Source organism: Myxococcales bacterium (genome assembly GCA_022563535.1).
Lineage (GTDB): Bacteria > Myxococcota_A > UBA9160 > UBA9160 > UBA4427 > DUBZ01.
In genome coordinates this window covers 23,903-41,312 of sequence record JADFNE010000007.1, presented here as the reverse complement: position 1 = coordinate 41,312, position 17,410 = coordinate 23,903, and the positions used below count along the sequence as shown (strand labels likewise).

Genomic DNA, 17,410 nt, shown 5'->3' with positions numbered 1-17,410 from the left:
TTTGCCTTGAAACTCAAGCAGTTGTGGTTGTAGGTCGATCCAACCCCCATATTTTGTGTTTTTTCGGTTGACGCGTGCCTGTCATGGTCGTACAAAGCAAAGACGGGGATGTGAGGTTCCTCCTGTAGCCTGGGGGGGTCGCAACCGAGTGGTTGCGGGGAGGAACTTGAGTCTGAGATAGGGACGGAGGACCCTGCTCCTACTCGAGGACGCCAAGGAAACTTGGCGTCCTTCTCATCACTGCAATCGGACTACCCAGTGCCAACGAAAGAGCCAACATCGGCTCCAACAACAGCTCCAATAACAGCTCCAACAACAGCGCCAACCGGGAACCGACTACCAAGCACAACCAAGCGCCAGCCAACCGTTCAAGCCAGACCAAGCCAAGCAAACCAAGCACGAGGAATTAATTGAAGTTTTGAGATGCCGCGCGTTCCAGGTCGGGAACGCGTGAATGGTTCGTGCGCCGCAAAAAAAGGTATCGCAGTTAGTAACGATGTTTTGATTTAGGACAGAGCAAACGAGCAAGACGGACAACAAGAAATCAAGCGAACGCCAAAAGCTAAAAACAGATCGATCCGGAGAGAAATTATCGTCGGCCGCGTTACTCTGTTCAGTCCGGCGGAAACATCAGCGATCAGCATTGAAGATGAAGCGATGAAGCATAGAAATGGGGGAAAGCACTAATGGGTGACACCGAGGGCGGACGACGTGGCAAGCGAGCCAAGGCTGCCAAAGCAAATCGCAAAGGGCGCTCGGCAAGGACAGCAGGGATACAGAGAAAATCGAAATCATCCTCTAAGACCCGACCCCACGCGAAACACGGCCTCGCCATCACCCGTCACTTCACGCGCCCCGGAGAAGATCCCTTCGACTCGGTCGAATGGGAGATCCGCTCAGCCAAGATTACCAACGAATCCGGCGACTCGGTGTTCGAGCAAAACGACGTCGAGATTCCCGCGCAGTGGTCGCAACTCGCAACCAACGTCGTGGTCTCCAAGTATTTTCGCGGACACCTGGACACCCCCGGTCGCGAGACCAGCGTTCGGCAACTGATCGGACGCGTGGTCGGCAGGATCCGAGAATGGGGCTGCGAGGGGGGCTATTTCAGGTCTGAGGACGATGCTCAGGCGTTTGCCGACGAGCTCACCCATCTGCTCGTGAATCAGAAGGTCGCGTTCAACAGTCCCGTGTGGTTCAACCTCGGCGTGGACGGAACGGCCCAGCAGGCGAGCGCCTGTTTCATCAATTCGGTCGAAGACACGATGGAATCCATCATGGACCTCGCCAAGACCGAGGCGATGCTGTTCAAGGGCGGCTCGGGTGCCGGCAGCAACCTGTCGAAGATTCGCTCCTCGCACGAGACCCTCAAGGGCGGCGGCGTGGCCTCGGGCCCGGTGTCGTTCATGCGCGGTTTCGACGCGTTTGCCGGTGTGATCAAAAGCGGCGGGAAAACGCGCAGAGCGGCCAAGATGGTGATTTTGAACGTCGATCATCCGGACATCATGGACTTCATCGAGTCGAAATCGTCGGAAGAGAAGAAGGCCTGGTCGCTCATCGACAATGGTTACGACGGGGGCTTCAACGTCCCGGGTGGTGCCTACGACTCGGTGTTCTTCCAGAACGCCAATCACTCGGTCCGGGTGAACGACAACTTCATGCGCGCAGCCGAGCGTGGCGACTCGTATGACACCTTGTCCGTGACTACGGGCGACGTCGTCGAAACCTACAAGGCCCAAGATGTTCTGAATGCGATGGCCGATGCCACTCACCTCTGCGGTGATCCGGGGATTCAGTACGACACGACGATCAATCGCTGGAATCCCGTGAAGGCGTCGGGGCGCATCAACTCGAGCAATCCGTGTTCGGAGTACATGTTCCTCGACGACACGGCCTGCAATCTGGCCAGTCTCAACCTGATGACCTTCACCTCCGAAGACGCTCACGAGCGAAACTTCCAGGTCGAGGATTTCCGTGCCGCGGTGGCGACGACAATTCTGGCGATGGAGATCATTGTCGATCCCGCGGACTACCCGACCGAGTTGATCGCCGAAAACAGCCACCTCTACCGTCCGCTCGGTATCGGGTACGCCAACCTCGGCGCGTTGCTGATGTCGTTTGGTTTGCCGTACGACAGCGACACCGGGCGCAACCTGGCTGCAGCGATCACCTCCGTAATGTCGGGTCAGGCTTATCTCACCAGTGCGGAAGTCGCCGAAGCCATGGGTCCCTTTTCCCAGTATCCGGCCAACGCGACGTCCTTCATTGACGTCATTGGAATGCACACGGACGCCGCGAGCGAAATTCCCAAGCTTGGCGTGGCGGATGATCTGTTCGCCGCATCCCTCGACTCCTGGTCCAAAGCATTGGCCAAGGGCAAGGAGTTCGGGTACCGCAACGGCCAGATCAGCGTGCTTGCACCGACGGGAACCATCGCCTTCATGATGGACTGCGACACCACGGGCGTCGAACCCGACATCGCTTTGGTGAAATACAAGAAACTCGTGGGCGGCGGCTTTCTCAAGATCGTCAACCGCACGGTGCCGATGGCGCTCGACCAGCTTGGCTACAGCGCGGAAGAGGTCGAAGCGATTCTCGCTCACATCGACAAGCATGAGACGATCGAGGGATCGAGCGCTCTCAAGCCCGAACATCTGTCGATCTTCGACTGTGCCTTTCGCGCGCAGAACGGCACGCGCTCGATAGATTGGATGGGGCATCTGCGCATGATGGGCGCCATCCAGCCCTTCCTTTCCGGGGCGATCAGCAAGACGGTCAACCTGCCCGAAGATGCCACGTCGGAAGACGTCGTGGCGGCTTACGTCGAGGGCTGGAAGCTCGGGCTCAAGGCGCTGGCGGTCTACCGTGACGGCAGCAAGCGAACCCAGCCGCTGAATACCAGTCGCGACGAGAAGAGCAACGTCACCCCGATCACCGAGGCGATCGGATCCACGACGACCGCCAATCAACGCACGGCAAGTCCCTACCGTCGCAAGCTTCCGGACGAACGCCAGGCGCTGACCCACAAGTTCTCCATTGCGGGACACGAGGGATATCTCACGATCGGCATGTACGACAACGGCATGCCCGGCGAGATCTTCCTGCGCATGGCAAAGGAGGGCAGCACGGTCTCGGGGCTCATGGATACGATTGCGACCATGACCTCCATGGCATTGCAATACGGAGTGCCCCTGCGGACGTTGGTGGACAAGTTCAGTCACACGCGCTTCGAACCCTCGGGCTTTACCAACAATCGCAACATCCCGATCGCCAAGTCGATTACCGACTACGTGTTCCGATATCTCGGGAATCGCTACCTCTCGGGTGAGGCCGATACCTCCTCCTTTGATTCGGGGGGAGATTCGGGGGGCGCGACCGGGCTCACGATCGCCGAACCAGCGCGGGGTGCCGTCGCTGGGGGGTCGGAGGCGGTCGCGAGTCGAACGGTCGCGCAAATGAGTTTCGTCAATCAGGCGGACGCGCCTTCTTGTATGGATTGCGGTGCGATCATGATTCGCAACGGGGCGTGCTACAAGTGTCTCAACTGCGGTAGTACGAGCGGCTGTAGCTAAACCTCTCGAGCGATCGAATTGGCGGGATGTCGGGTACGAGTCCAATCGAACGGGCGTGTCACGGCGAGTTTGCCGAAAAACTTGGGCCTGCGGTCCGGTGCGCGGCCGAGTTCGCGCGCAGTCTCGAGGGCAGGGTCAGCAATGCGCCCAAACTGAACGAGACCTCAGCCGTCAAGCAAGCCCTTACCTCGGCCGACGTCGGGACCCAGGAAATCATTCTCAAAGCCTTGCTCGAGTTGTATCCAGACGTGTGTCTGGCCGCGGAAGAAGACACCGAGTTGGTCGCGAAGTTTCCCCAGGACGCGGACGCGCAAGTGGTGATCGACCCGATCGATGGCACGCTCCGCTCCTACCTCGAGGCGAGTGGCCCCTACGCGGTGATCGTCGGGCTGGCGGTTCGGGGAATCTATCGGGCCGCCCTGGTTTCGCTTCCGCGCGAGGGGCTGTTCTTCGACGCAACACTCGGCCAGGGCGCATTCGCGTTGGTCAGCGGCCGAGTGCGCCGGCCCATTCGGGCCGCTTGCGATGGCAATCGGGTTCTCGTCTCCCACGGAATGCCCGAGTCGGTGATGGACGCGCTGCGTTCGCGGAACTACGAAGTGATCCCGGCGTGTGGTGGCGCGGTCGCGGTCGCTCCCCTGGTCAAGGGAGTGTGCGCCGGAGTGCGCTGGTCCGACTCGGAACTCGGCATCAGTATCCGCGGGCGGGTAGGGGTCTTGATCGCCCGGGAAGGTGGGGCACTGGTTCGGGCGGCGAATGGCTCGGAATTTCCCGACGACATGCAGACGCAGTCGGCGACGTTGCTCGTAGCGAGCGAGCCCTCACAACTCGAACACCTGGACGAAGCGCTGGCGACGATGTAACGCCGAGCGGCGCTACTACACCCTCCAAACTACATCTGCGTGTAGTCGGGGCCTTCTCCACCTTCCGGAGTCGTCCAGGTAATGATCTGATAGGGGTCTGCAATGTCGCAGGTCTTGCAGTGGACGCAGTTTTCGTGGTGGATGAAGAGTTCTTTCACGCCGCTCTCTTTGTTTTCCACCATTTCGTACACCGCAGCCGGGCAAAATTTTTCGCACGGATTGCCGTAGTCCCGCGCACACTCGTTTGAACAAATGTTGGTGTCCGCCACCTTGAGGTGGTGAGGCTGATCTACTTCGTGGGTCGCACCGCTGAAGCCGACCAGGTGCTCCTTGCTGAACGTCAGCACGCCGTCGAACTCGAAGGGTTCGGGCTCCTGTTGACTCCGAGGCAATTCCCAGATTTTTTTCATCCCCGTGTGGCTCGGGTGTGTCTTGATCGGATCGATCAGGCCACGGCCTCCGGTGATCATCATGATCGGCAGGTTCAAACCCATCGCGAACGGGGTGCCCATTTCCATCGAGCCCGTGAAATTGCGCGACTCGAGGTGTTCTTGGTAGGCCCAACTGTCGCGGAAGCGTTCGGCGTAGGCGCCGAGGGTAAGCGCAGTGAAGTCGTTGGCGATGAGTCCGTCAATAATGGTTTCGGCCACCAACATTCCGCTCTTCATGGCCATGTGCACCCCCGAGAGCTTCATGATGTTGAGCATGCTCGCTCCGTCGCCGAGGATCATGGCGCCGTTGCAGTAGAGCTTGGGCTGGGCGTAGAGTGATCCGGTGGGGATGCACTTGGCGCCGTAGCGGATCAACTCTGCTCCATCCAACAAATCGCGCATGAAGGCGGTGGTCTTGAAGATCTGAGAGGCGAGGTGCGGATCGTTGTTGGGGTTCTCGGAACTCAGGCCGGTTACAAAACCGTAGGAGACGAGGTTGTCCTTCATGTCGTAGAGCCACATGCCATTGAGTCCGCTGGCGAGTTCGGGCAACAGGGAACCGTGAATCACGCGGCCCGGCTTGTGCTTCTCCGGCTTGACGCGCCAGATTTCCTTGATGCCGGTCTCGTAGGTCTGCGGGTTGGCGCCGTGCATCTCGAATAGATCGAGGAGTTGCTTGGTGCAGTTGCCCCGCACACCTTCTCCGAGCACAGTGACCTTGGCCAGGATGTCCATTCCGGGCTGGTAGGTGGGCTTGTGACTGCCGTCGGCGGCGATCCCCATGTCACCGGTTCGGACACCGAGTACGCGATCTCCTTCGGTGAGGATCTCCGACGCTGCAAAGCCGGGGTAGATATCGATCCCGATTTCTTCGCACTTTGCTCCGAGCCACTTGACCACATTGCTCAGCGACGCGATGTGATAGCCGTTCTTGTAGAAGGGGGGCGGACAGATGGGAAACTTGATGTCGCCGCTGCGCCAGAACATGCGAAACTGCGAGTCGTTGCAGACGTATTCGGTGGGGAAGCCCTGCTCGACGAAGTCGGGCATCAGTTCCTCGATCGCCCGGGGATTGATGACGGCTCCGGAAAGCTGGTGATCGCCGAGCCCGGCGGCCTTTTCGATGACCAAGATGACGGGCATTTCGATCGGTGTGTCACCATTCGCCTCAGCTGCCGCGTTCTGCGCCTCGATCTGCTTGACCAGATGGTAGGCCGAGGCCAAATTGCCGGGCCCCGCTCCGACGTAGAGGACGTCGACTTCCATGCTTTCTCGTTCGGGCTCGCTCATCATTTGTTCTCCGACACGATTCCAGTTCTGAAATCGGTTCGAAATCAACCCCTTCGCGTATCCATTTGGACTCGGGCGCAGGGTAGGGAAGACTCTGATCGGGCGCAAAGCAGGGATGTCGCGATCGACCCGGTGTTCGTTGACCCATGCGAGCGGCTTTTCTAATCTCGACTTCGTCGCACCCGACGACCGCTCTCAATTCAATTGCAACCTGCTCCAGCCAATCGAGACACAAGGCCCAAACTGATGGTTTCCGAGAATGCCGTAGAGGGCCGCGAAGACCTTGCCCCAGGGATCGTACCGATTAGTTTTGTTTCGTTCCGCCGCGCGCGAGTTGGCTCCGGTCCCGTCCATGAATGAATGGGAATTCGTCGAACTCGTTCGCGAGTACGTCACCGTCAACCAAACACTGCGCACGGTGTTTGATCGCTTTCAGCAGGGAGAACCGTGCTTTGACGACGTGGCGCAGCTGGTTGGCGACTCGGACGACAGCGTTCTTTTTCGTCTAAAGGAGCGGTGTCACGCGCTGTTTCGTCGAGACCCGGGCGCTTCGTCCCAGATCCACAACGAAGTCTTGTTCGACTTGACGGTGGGCTCTCTGTTCCACGAAGCCATGAAGCTGCGCGAGAATCTTTATCAACAAGAAATCTACATGCCCAAGGTCGAGCGCCTGCTCGAAGAGCACGGGCGCGACGACGGCAAGTTCTTCCGCGAACTCGAGCATATCCAAATTGCTGGAGCGGATCGAACACTGGACGCACTGCGAGAAACCGAACTGTTGCTCGATCAAACCCGCGACCAACTCCTCGCCCTGCTGGCGGCCAATCCCGAGGGCGGTCTGGTTACGCGCAGCCTGGTGGAGAATCACAAACTCATCGAAGATGTTTTCGAAACCGACCTGGCCACCATCCTGGCTGAAATCCACGGCGACACTGCCGCCGGTTATCGCGTCGCAGCGCACTCCTATCTCGCCAGCGCTTTCTTCAGCGAGGCCATCGCGTGTCTCGACAAATTGGAGGAGCTCACAAAGGCCCGGACCAAACAGGGCGACCCCAAGGGCGCAGAACTCGCTCGATTGCGAAGCTACGCCACCGGAATGATCCGCTTCTCAGTCGGGGCCTACGCCCTGAGCCTCGAGTCTTTCGAGGACTGGCTCGCCTCCGACCCCGGCGACGATGAACGGAGCTATCTACAGTTCGCAGAATCAGCCCTGTCGCGATTCGGAAAGCTGGTCGACGAAGACTCTGGCCCAGACTTGTTGAAGCTAGCCGAGTCGTTGGTTGGCGAGATTCAGCGGCGGCTGTCGAAGGTTGATGCGTAGGGGTTGCGCGCGGTTCGGCGGGGTTGGGTTGCGAGGCTTTGGGAGTAGGCCTCGGGCGCCCTCGCTTTACTGGGCATGTTGCCATTTGGGCGATGAGGGGGGAAGGGTGGTTGAGGGGTGGTGGGTTGGTGCGGGGTGTGGTGGTGGCGCGGACAGGGGGTGAATGAAAGTTCGCGAATTGTAGTTGTGTTTATTTTATTTATCTGACTCATTATTGTGTTAATAAGAGCGATGGTTCTGCTACAGTAGAGGCATGGCAGTAATCAAGCAGTTGGAACTCGCTGACTATGTCTTGCAGAAGCGCATGACCTCTGGGCATGGCGGGCCGCGCAAAGGGGCTGGGGCCAAGCGGGTTGGGCGGGGCCAGGTGCCTCATCGACAGCGAACTAAGTTTCAGAAACTTACTCCCGCCCATGTGACGTTGCGCGTAGTAAAGGGGCTCTCGAACCTTCGGCGACGATCACTCGTAATGGAAGTGCGGAAGACCTTCGCCCAGGGGTGTGAGCGCGGCGACTTTCGGTTGGTTGAGTATTCCATCCAGCACAACCATCTTCACATGATCGTTGAGGCGGAGTCTCAAGATGCCCTCTCCCGGGGCATGAAGTCGATTGCTGCGCGGTTTGCACTGGCTGTGAATCGAGTCTTTAAGCGCACAGGTAAGGTGATTGCAGGCCGCTATCACGTTCAGCTTCTCACCTCGCCCCAGCAGGTGCGCAACGCGCTTCGTTATGTACTTCTCAACATTCGAAAGCACTTCAAACAGCGGAACGGGCATGCGCCGCCGGTGAAGATCGATGAAGCCTCTTCGGGCAGCCAGTTCGACGGCTGGCGCGCAAGCTCAAAGAGCTTGCGCGTGAAGGCATCCACCCAGGAAGAAGTAGGAGTCGCCAAGGCAGCGAGCTGGCTCCTCAGCAAAGGCTGGCGCAGACGCGGCCTAATCGACCTCTCCGCAATACCTGGCTAAGAACTCTCCCCCACCCCAACCCTCTCGCCGACGCCCACCCCGTCCGCACTACCAAACCGCCCTTTTCCCTAACCGCCTAAAGTGCAACCAAGCCGGGTAGAAGGATCCCCCCGCCACGTGTCCTACGGCAGTACCCCTTCAGAGACCAGCGCTCGATACACCGTCAAACAAGCCTGCGTGTCCGCTAGCGCATCGTGGGCGCCTTCGATCTCGAGTCCCGTGTAGTGGCAGTACGCCTCGGCCAGGGTGGGCCATTTGTAGCTGTTGTACTTGCCCGGCAGCTTCAAGACGTCGGTCGTAGCCTCCTTTGTGCAGACCAGGGCCTTTCCCTCCATTCGGTTGGGCTTGTTGCCCAGGCGATGAAGGGCGGTGAGCATGATCGATTGATCAAAGCTGATGTTGTGGGCGACGATTACGTCGGCTTGCATACAGAGTTGATTGAATAAAGAAACGGCCACGACCGGGGCGACGCCGTAGCGTTCACAATCGTCGGCTGAAATTCCGTGAGTGGCCTGGGCTTCGGGTTCGATCCGAACGCCTGGCGCGAGCTGCACGATAAAAGACACTTGATTCTTGGCCGACCAGTCGTCGCGATCGACCAACAACATGGCGAGCTGTACGAGATCGGGCTGTCCCGGGTGCTCTGGCGGTTGCTTCCAATTCACCATGCCTGTGGTCTCGGTATCGAAGATCAGCGCCTTCAATCGCGGCCTCCTAGATCGGTAAATGCGGAACGGTCACTGCAGCCCGGGAATGCGGACGAAACGGCGCAACTCTAGCAGCAAAGTGCGGCCGAAGAACCGTTCGGTGTCCGGGTGAAGCGCCGATGGGCTCCCGACTCCCGAACGCGATAGGGTTGAGCCGCTCAACCTTTTGTCCCGCGTGCAGTCCGCGCCATGGATACGGTGGATGGAGACCTTGGATCAGCCGTCAGACGAGAAAACACGTGAGTCCCAAGAAGCCGGCAAGACGCTGCGGAAGTACATTTTGCTTCAAATTCCCGGCGCCATCCTGGTGGGCTTCCTGCTGGTATGGCTCCACGCGACCGAATTGTTGTCGTTGCTAACCGCCGCAGCGTTCTTCGTTGGCTGGTGTATCAAAGATGCACTGATGTATCGCTTCGTCCGGGCCGCCTATGGACCGGGGCCGCCCCACGGCACGGCTGCGCTGGTGGGACTGCGCGGGGTCGTGGTTGACGCTCTCACCCCGGAGGGTTCGGTGCGCCTGGGCGCGGAGCGATGGTCGGCACGACCTGCTGAAGGAATTTCGAACCTCAGCCGTGGGACCCAGATCCGCGTCATCTCGGTCAACAGATTTGTCGTGACCGTAGTCGACGACGGAAACGACTGAACCGATTCGATCGGTTGTGAGAACCAGCTGCAAACCCATTCGAAGTTCAAGCCACCGCTGCGATCGTGCGATGAAGGGGAAACCCTTTCGTCGGCGAATGCAATACGACTGTTTGCGATGGAGCGAAGTGCTGTCTTTACATTGAGGATCATCAGAGTGAGCGAATCAGATTCAACGTCGATAGAGCCAACCGCAACGACGGCCAGTCCGTGGCTCGACTATCTCGACCCTCGGGCTCCCCAGGGCCGGATCCTTGCTTCGCACTTGTTGCTCGCGCTTTGCGTAGTCGCGCCCATCAGCCCGGCTCTTGTGATCCTGGCCGGTGTGTTTCTCGGAGTCGTTGTCGCGACCTACTCTGGCTCGAGAGGGGCGGGGCTTTCGGACCTGCTCGCGTCTATCGACGCGGCCGGCCGCGGAGACTTTCGCTGCGATCCCGGAGTCGCCAGCGGTGAAGTTGGTAAAATTGCTTCCTCGCTCTCGGATTTGTTTGGCAAACTCCGCTCGAACCTGACGACGGTCGTGTCGAGTGGAGGGAAACTCGACACCGGTTTGCAGACGCTGACGTCTGATGTCGAAGCCATGGCCCACGACACCCGTAACATTCGGGAGACCGCAGAGTCGGTGGCGGGCGTGACCGGTGAGATGGGTTCGAACATCAATACCGTAGCGGCGGCAGTAGAAGAATTTTCGAGCAACGTGCGCAACGTCGCGACCGCAGTCGAAGAGATGTCCGCCAACCTGGTGTCGATCTCCAACAATGCTGCGACGATGACCAACACGGTAGATTCTGCCGAGAGCGCCGTAACCGCAATGCAAACTTCGATGGTGAAAGTGACAGAGAATTCGACCCATGCCGTCGAAATTGCCGAACGGGCCACCGGCACCGCGACCCGTTCAGATCAGATCATCAGCGCTCTGGGTCAGTCTGCGCAGGAAATTGGCAAGGTGATCAGCGTGATTGACGACATCGCCGCTCAGACCAATCTGCTGGCACTCAACGCGACGATCGAAGCCGCATCGGCAAGAAGCCGGTCGCGGTTTTGCAGTGGTGGCGAACGAGGTGAAGGAACTCGCCAAGCAGACCTCAGAGGCGACCAACGAAATTGCCAGCAAGGTCGAAGAGATTCAGACCAATACCGCGGATGCGGTGTCGGCGATTCAAGAGATCGTAGGCATCATTACCGAGATCAATACGACTTCGCGCGCGATCGAATCCGCCGTCGCTGGACAGCATTCCACCGCCGAGGATATGGTGAACGCGTTGAGCAGTGCGACCGACGCGGTTCGGGTGATCGAACGCAACGTAAACGAGGCCAGCGATAGCGCGAAGAACGTCGCGCAGAACGCAGAGGAACTGGCTGTGGGTGCGAGCGAGATCGCGCGCAGTGCTGCCGATGCTTCAAGCGGCGTGAGCAGTCTGGTGCGCAGCATCAACGAAGTTGGCGACGAGGTTCAATCGACGGCAGATCGTGCCGTAACGATCGAAGGCAACTGTCGAGAACTGGCGGGTCTTGCCGGCGAACTCAAGGGCGCGGTCAGCCAATACGATCACTAGCCAGTGCTGCGCTCACCGGTTCATCGCGCAAGAGATGGCCACAAACCATTTCCGTGAGGTCGTCGGCGAGCGTAGCCTCGTAGAGCAGGCTCAGATCGTTTTCTACCAGCCCGTGGAGTGTTGCCGACATTCCGTACGCGAGTGCGACGGAAGCGAGTCGCGAATTGGGTACGCGAAGTTCGTCGCGTCTCGCCTCGAAGAGCTGGTGCAGCCAGGTAACGGCATAGGGCTCCCCGTCGTCATTGGCCCCGTCGCTGGGTCGCAGCCGCAGACCCACGTGTAGTTCGTCGTGGTGTTGTTGGTAGAATTCGGGGTGAAACGAATGAAATTCGCGGTGTCGCTTCACGGCCCGCTCCACCAGTAGTCGGATCACATCCCGCAGCGGCTGGGTCTTCAACCAGTCCGCCCAATCGCGATAACTCTCGAAGCTGCGATCCGCTTGTTCGCGAAACACTGCCTCGAGGATCTCTTCCTTGTTTGCGAAGTACTGATACAGCGAGCCGATGCTCACCCCGGCCCTGGCTGCGATGTTGTTCGTGGTAAGTGCCGTCGGGCCGTCTTTCTCGAGAATTTCCGAAGCGGCGATGCGGATGCAGTCCACCATGATTTTCGATCGTTCCTGACGCGGGACCCGACGCATGTTGGAAGCATGGGTGCGATCGCTGCGCGAGCTGTTTCTAGGCTCGGCGCGCAGCGCCGCAGTCGCGCGCGCCGCGTCGATCGTCTTTGCTCTTGCAACTCTTGGAATGGTTTCGGCCTCGGACTGGGGTCCCGGCTCGCGGTTTACACTGGGCATCGCGCAACGCTCCTTCGCCGTCCGTTCCCCAACCTCGATTGAACTCAGCTCATCGAAGCCGGCGGACCGACAGTTTCGCGGTGCCCACACCGTGATCCACACGATAGGGGATCTCCCCCCAGGCCGACTCGAGTCTGTGAAAAGAATATGAGTGGCGACTTGATGTTTCAGAAAATAGAATGAATCCAGTAGCTTGCGGGCGTTTCTCCAGAAAGCAATGCGAGTGGAAAGGATGCAGGGTGACTCGTAGATTGAAGATTGAGCAGCATGATTTCAGCCTGATCGAGCGTCGCCGTCGAATCACAGAGTGTGATTCATTGAATACTGGGGTATTGCCGCGGTGGCACTCGATAGGGTCTACCCGCGATGACGGACGGTTCAGGCCGCTCGCTTCGCGGGTTTTTTATTCAGGTCGCAGCAGCAAATATGACGCGCCATCACCTCCGTCAGCAGGTTGTGCCGGACAGCAACCCGTGACCTGACTGACAAGGGGAGGCCGGGCGAGCCAGTCCCCTAGTGCCTGCTTGAGAACGGAACGCCCGTCCGGAGAATTGATTCCCTTGCCGTGGATTACGAGCAAGCAGCAAACGTCTTCGGCAACCGCCCGCCCAATGTCATTGCAGAGCTTCGAGTAGGCATTGCTCTGGGAGAAGCCGTGCAGGTCTACGGTTCGCTGCGGGCGAATCTTGCCGGCGCGCAGGCGACGCATTTCCGCGCGCGTGGCGCGGACGACGGACTCGCTGCCTGGTGCTGAGTTCGAGTCGCGGTTCGACTTCGGGGCGGTGCCCGGTTCGCTGTCGCCCGCCGAGGCATCAAGACTTGCGCGGTGCTGCGCTGGAGGGGCTTGATCGCTCAGCTTCGAGCGATCCAATGGCTCGACGCCGCCGATCGCTTCTACTGCGGCGGCGAAGTCTCCGCCGTCGATCGACTCTTTCTTTCCAGAGTCTTTGGCTGGAGGACGCCCCGGCTTTGTCATGCCCGTCTTCTCACATCGATGCCAGCGTTCCGACCTCTTCTCCCGGGCTCTGGTTCCGAGCTCGGTGGTCGTTGCGGGTAGCCAGGGTCAATAGGGCCGGTGCGACGATGAGGTCGGCGAGAAAGGCCACGATCGCACCTGTCGCCGCAAGCAATCCGAAGCGCTGGGTGTTGATCATGCTGGCGAGCAAGAAGACACCAAACCCTCCCGCGAGTACGAGGCTCGTGAAGAGCAGTGCTGCTCCGGTACTTTCGAGGGTGGCGCGAATGGCGAGTTTCGATTCGCCAGTCTCCGAGTAGTAGATGCGGAATTTGTGCATGAAGTGGATCGTGTCATCGACTGCGAGACCGATAATCATGGCGCCGACCATCATGGTGGTGGCATCGATCGGTATCTCCAACCAGCCCATCATTCCGACAATGACCACCACAGGAATGAGGTTGGGAATCATGCTCATCAATCCGAGCCGAATATCGCGCAACAACAACATCATCAGCGGCGTAATGATAAAGAGCGCGATCGTATAGGAACGCGCCATGCTGGTGATGACCGCTGCAATGACCGTCGTGAGGACAGGCATGAAGCCCGTCATTTCGATTTTGATGTCGTCACCCAGGATTTCACCGAGCTCGACTCGCACCTTCTCGATAAAAGGCTCGTACAGCAATGCGTCTACGAAGGGTGCTCGCAGGGAGAGGCGTGCGGTCCGGAACTGGGTATCGACGATTTCTTCGAGATCGTCGACGCCGCTGTTTTCGAACAGCAACAGTTCCTGTGCGATCAGCTTTCGGTCTGTTGGTAGCCGATAGAAACTGGCCTGGTTCTCGTTCAGAGCCTGATGGATTTCCTTGACGATGTCGACGATGGAAGTCGCCTTGCCAATGAAGAGCTCCCCGCTTCTGATCGTCTCGGCGTGGCGCGCTGCCGCTTCAATGCGAGCCAACACGTCGGGATCGAGCAGGCCATTTTCACGTCCGGTATCGAGCACGACCTCGAGGGACATCGTTCCCTTGAGTTGGTCATCGAGCAGTAGCGCAGAAATGCGCATGGGGTCGTCTTCCGGGAACCAATCCGTTGCGCGGTGCGAAAACACGACGAGGGTGATGCCATAGGCAAAGAAGCACAGCACCCCCGCCGTCGCGAAGAGGACACGCATGGGATGGTCGGCCGAGATATCGCCCACCCGAACGAGTGTTCGGGTAAGGGCGCCGCTCAAGCTGCTGCTGTGGGCCTTGGGTTGTCGCAAGGGGACTACGGACAGGACTGCGGGCAACAGAACCAGGGTATAGATGAGCGCCAACATCACGCCGATGGGCGTGATGATTCCGAGTTGAGCGATCGGAGCCATGGGCGCGGCCGCGAAAGAAGCCATGCCCGCTGCGGTCGTAACGCTCGTCATGACGACTGCGAGCCCAGAGTGGCCGATGGCATACACGATGGCTTCGTTCTGGTCGTCTCCAACTCGCATGCGCTGGTAGACAATTGTCAGAATGTGGACCGCGTCGCAGATCCCCACCGAGAGCAGGAACACGGGCAAAATTTGTATTGCTTGGGACCCCGGGATGTTGATCATCACCATGATGCCCAGGGTCGACAAGACCGAGAGTGAAACCACGAAGATCGGGAGGAGCGAACCACTCAAGCGACCAAAGAGAGCAAACAACAACCCGAGCATGATGAGCAGGCTCAGCCCCATGAAGGGCCCCAGGTCTCGCTCCATCGAGCGGTTGATGTGATCCGTCATCGCGAGCCCACCCGCCAGATGAATGGGAAAGGCTGGGGACGCGTAGCTTTTGATGATTGCGTGAATCTCCGAGATCAGTTCATCATTTTCTTTGGCGGTGAGCATTTCCGGGGCTTCGACTGGTTCGGAGCTGTCTTCGCTATCGAACTGGGCGAGCGCATCGTCGTTCAGTTGCGAATCGTTCAAGGTCGAGTAGGTAAAGGGCTTGATCGTTATGGTCGTGAGACGTGCGTCTTCGGAAACCAGGGTGTTGACGAACAGTGGGTTGGCGAGCACTCGCTCGCGAAGACCCACGAGCTGTGCGGCCGCATCAGTGGGCCATTCGTCGAGCCAGCCTTCCAGCAGGTCTTCGACGATGAGCTCGTCTTCCTCTCCCCGGGTCGAGCGAGCATTGAATACGCTGGTGATCTCTTCGACGTAAGGCAGTTCGTTTTCGAGGGCGATGTGAAAGCGGCGCAGCTTCTGGAGAAACTCGAAACCGAACGTATCTTCGGGCGCCAGGGCGATGATGATGCGATCGTCTCGATCAAAGCGGTCGCGAAACGATCGGTACAGGATGGAAGCGGGGTCATCCGCGTGAAGGAATGATTCGGTGGAATTGTCGATGGTCAGCTGTGGCAAGTATGAAACAAAATAGATCGTGCACAGCAGTGGCACCGCGATGGCAGCCCAGCGATGACGTATGATCCAACGGCCCCAATTGGTAAGGGCGACTTCGCTGCGATTACTGGGCTGGGGTTGAGTATCCATCGACCACTCCCGGGCTCATTGAGCGCGCTGGGCACAGAAGCTAGCCAGGGCGGCACAGGAGCGAAGCGCATCATAGTGCTGCGCAACCGATCGTCACACCAATCGCGAAGCTGAGTCTTCAGTTTCGGCCAGTTCCAGACCTTGCTGTAGAGAATTGCGTCCAGCGCGTTGGATCGCCGCTCGCGTTCTGCGCTCTGGAGTCTTCATTTCCCAGGTCCGATTTGTCGGCCTGCTTTACTCTCGCGAATCCAACCTGTAGATGAAGCGGTCCGAATCAAAGCCCTCGAGTTCTCCCGGCTTTCCAACCAACACAGCCCTCACGGGGTAGATCTTGTCGCCAAAACGCACCCTCAGGTTAGGATCCGCGCGGATGTAGTCCAGCCAGCGGCGACCTTCGGCGGGGTCGATATAGAGATTGCCCTCTTTGATGACGTAGTTGAGTTCGACGGAGTAGGGATCGTCCGGGCGGGTCTCGACGTCGACGAAGTGATCTTGGGCAAACGACCAATCGGAGATCCTTTCGCTCACGACCTCTCCAGCAAGACGTCCACCTGGAAAAACAAGAAAAGGACCGCCACAGCTGATGACAAGCAGCGACGTCAGCAATACGAGCAACGCGATTCGAAACGATGGATCCATGAGAAGTCCTCCTGGTGGGTCTCCGGGTGCAAACGACGGGAAGCGTATGAAACCTGCCGCGCGACAAAAGGCTGGCGACTCTACCCGGCGTGCAGCAGCATAGACGACAAGCGGAATGGGAGCACGATCGAGTGAAACGTGTATTGCACGGGTTCGGAGTCTTGGTCGCTGTCATGCTGGCCATGTACGCAGTCCAGATGATCGCAGCAGAAAGCGCTGAAGTTGTCGTGCTGACTACGGAGACTTCGAGCGGAGAGGCGCAAGAAACGCGTCTCTGGATTGTCGATCACGAGGGGAGCCAGTGGCTCCGCAGCGGTGGTGAGATTCAAAGTTGGTATCGCAACATCCTCGAAAAAACAGATGTCGAGGTGCTCCGGGACTCGGAGAAAAAATCCTATACCGCGTTGCCCACAGAAAATTATCGCGAAGCGGTGAATGGCCTGATGCGAGAGAAGTACGGCTGGGCCGACAGCTACATTGGCTTCTTTTTCTCTCGTGATAATGCGATTCCCATCCGCCTGGTTCCCCGGGATCGCTAGCGTGCCTTGACCCGTTTTTCGGGAAGCGGAATTTGACCATGACGAAGATATTGATTTTTAGCGGCAGTATCCGAGCAGAGTCCGTCAATCTGAAGCTCGCGACTCAACTCGCGTCGATCGCAGGACAGGAAGGCGCAGAAGCTACATTGGCCAATCTCGCGGACTATGACTTTCCGATCTACAACGGCGATCTGGAGGTCGCCGAAGGCCTCCCGGAGGCAGCCAAGCGATTAAAAACCCTGCTGCAGGAAAACGCAGGGTTTATCGTTGCATGCCCCGAATACAACGGCTTCATGACGCCCTTGCTCATCAATGCAATCGACTGGTGCACGCGATCTGAAGATGGATCTGCAGATATGTCGGGATTCGCGGACAAAACGGTCTTGATTGCGAGCGCATCTCCTGGCTCCGGTGGTGGTGGTCGAGGGGCCACACACCTGAGAACCATGCTGTCCGGAATCGGTTCGATCGTATATCCCAAATCGCTGGCCGTGCCTTCTGCTTACGGTGCATTTACGGATCAGAGAGAATTCGCGGACGAATCGCTGGCAAAACGCAGTCGGCGACTCGTCAGCAAATTCATTCAGTTTACCCAACGACTGGAAAGTTGACGTCGATCG

General features: G+C 58.7%; 15 protein-coding genes. 9 read left to right on the top strand and 6 right to left on the bottom strand.

Annotation, left to right across the window (positions count from 1 at the left end; genetic code table 11):
* The first annotated feature begins 686 nt into the window (after positions 1-686).
* A complete protein-coding gene (locus IH881_03880) occupies positions 687-3,572 on the top strand; it encodes a vitamin B12-dependent ribonucleotide reductase (protein ID MCH7866811.1) in 2,886 nt (961 codons plus the stop codon).
* Positions 3,573-3,598: 26 nt separating this feature from the next.
* Entirely contained in the window at positions 3,599-4,435 is an 837-nt protein-coding gene (locus IH881_03875) for a hypothetical protein (GenBank protein ID MCH7866810.1), read from the top strand.
* Between the two features lie 29 nt (positions 4,436-4,464).
* Here the strand turns inward: IH881_03875 and IH881_03870 are convergent, their stop codons facing one another.
* Positions 4,465-6,159 (bottom strand): electron transfer flavoprotein-ubiquinone oxidoreductase, encoded by a 1,695-nt coding sequence (locus IH881_03870; GenBank protein MCH7866809.1) that lies wholly within the window; start codon positions 6,157-6,159, stop codon positions 4,465-4,467.
* Between the two features lie 349 nt (positions 6,160-6,508).
* On the opposite strand from IH881_03870, the gene IH881_03865 reads away from it, so the two are divergent.
* Together IH881_03865 and IH881_03860 are read left to right on the top strand one after the other, a co-directional pair.
* A complete protein-coding gene (locus tag IH881_03865; GenBank protein ID MCH7866808.1) occupies positions 6,509-7,477 on the top strand; it encodes a hypothetical protein in 969 nt (322 codons plus the stop codon).
* Between the two features lie 253 nt (positions 7,478-7,730).
* Positions 7,731-8,441, top strand: a complete 711-nt coding sequence (locus IH881_03860) for a transposase (GenBank protein ID MCH7866807.1) — start codon at positions 7,731-7,733, stop codon at positions 8,439-8,441.
* A 122-nt stretch (positions 8,442-8,563) separates the two neighbouring features.
* Here the strand turns inward: IH881_03860 and IH881_03855 are convergent, their stop codons facing one another.
* Positions 8,564-9,145, bottom strand: a complete 582-nt coding sequence (locus IH881_03855; GenBank protein ID MCH7866806.1) for a 3'-5' exonuclease — start codon at positions 9,143-9,145, stop codon at positions 8,564-8,566.
* 205 nt (positions 9,146-9,350) lie between these two features.
* Between IH881_03855 and IH881_03850 the strand changes: the two genes are divergently transcribed.
* From IH881_03850 to IH881_03840, 3 genes are all read left to right on the top strand, one after another.
* A complete protein-coding gene (locus IH881_03850) occupies positions 9,351-9,791 on the top strand; it encodes an NfeD family protein (GenBank protein MCH7866805.1) in 441 nt (146 codons plus the stop codon).
* Between the two features lie 156 nt (positions 9,792-9,947).
* Complete coding sequence (locus tag IH881_03845; protein ID MCH7866804.1) at positions 9,948-11,114, top strand: hypothetical protein; 1,167 nt, start codon at positions 9,948-9,950, stop codon at positions 11,112-11,114.
* The gene (locus IH881_03840) at positions 11,053-11,346 is read left to right on the top strand and encodes a hypothetical protein (protein MCH7866803.1); all 294 of its coding nucleotides are present in this window, start codon (positions 11,053-11,055) and stop codon (positions 11,344-11,346) included. Before IH881_03845 ends, IH881_03840 begins: the two co-directional genes overlap by 62 nt.
* Here IH881_03840 and IH881_03835 read toward each other — a convergent pair.
* The 4 genes from IH881_03835 to IH881_03820 form a co-directional block, all read right to left on the bottom strand.
* Positions 11,327-12,142 (bottom strand): TetR/AcrR family transcriptional regulator, encoded by an 816-nt coding sequence (locus IH881_03835; GenBank protein ID MCH7866802.1) that lies wholly within the window; start codon positions 12,140-12,142, stop codon positions 11,327-11,329. The two genes, IH881_03840 and IH881_03835, sit on opposite strands and share 20 nt — an antisense overlap.
* Positions 12,143-12,545: 403 nt before the next feature.
* Positions 12,546-13,118 (bottom strand): Smr/MutS family protein, encoded by a 573-nt coding sequence (locus IH881_03830; GenBank protein ID MCH7866801.1) that lies wholly within the window; start codon positions 13,116-13,118, stop codon positions 12,546-12,548.
* A gap of 10 nt (positions 13,119-13,128) precedes the next feature.
* The gene (locus IH881_03825; protein MCH7866800.1) at positions 13,129-15,612 is read right to left on the bottom strand and encodes an MMPL family transporter; all 2,484 of its coding nucleotides are present in this window, start codon (positions 15,610-15,612) and stop codon (positions 13,129-13,131) included.
* Positions 15,613-15,846: 234 nt separating this feature from the next.
* Positions 15,847-16,251 (bottom strand): hypothetical protein, encoded by a 405-nt coding sequence (locus tag IH881_03820; GenBank protein MCH7866799.1) that lies wholly within the window; start codon positions 16,249-16,251, stop codon positions 15,847-15,849.
* Between the two features lie 131 nt (positions 16,252-16,382).
* On the opposite strand from IH881_03820, the gene IH881_03815 reads away from it, so the two are divergent.
* The gene (locus IH881_03815) at positions 16,383-16,790 is read left to right on the top strand and encodes a nitroreductase family deazaflavin-dependent oxidoreductase (GenBank protein MCH7866798.1); all 408 of its coding nucleotides are present in this window, start codon (positions 16,383-16,385) and stop codon (positions 16,788-16,790) included.
* A 38-nt stretch (positions 16,791-16,828) separates the two neighbouring features.
* Entirely contained in the window at positions 16,829-17,401 is a 573-nt protein-coding gene (locus tag IH881_03810) for an NAD(P)H-dependent oxidoreductase (protein ID MCH7866797.1), read from the top strand.
* Positions 17,402-17,410: the final 9 nt, after the last annotated feature.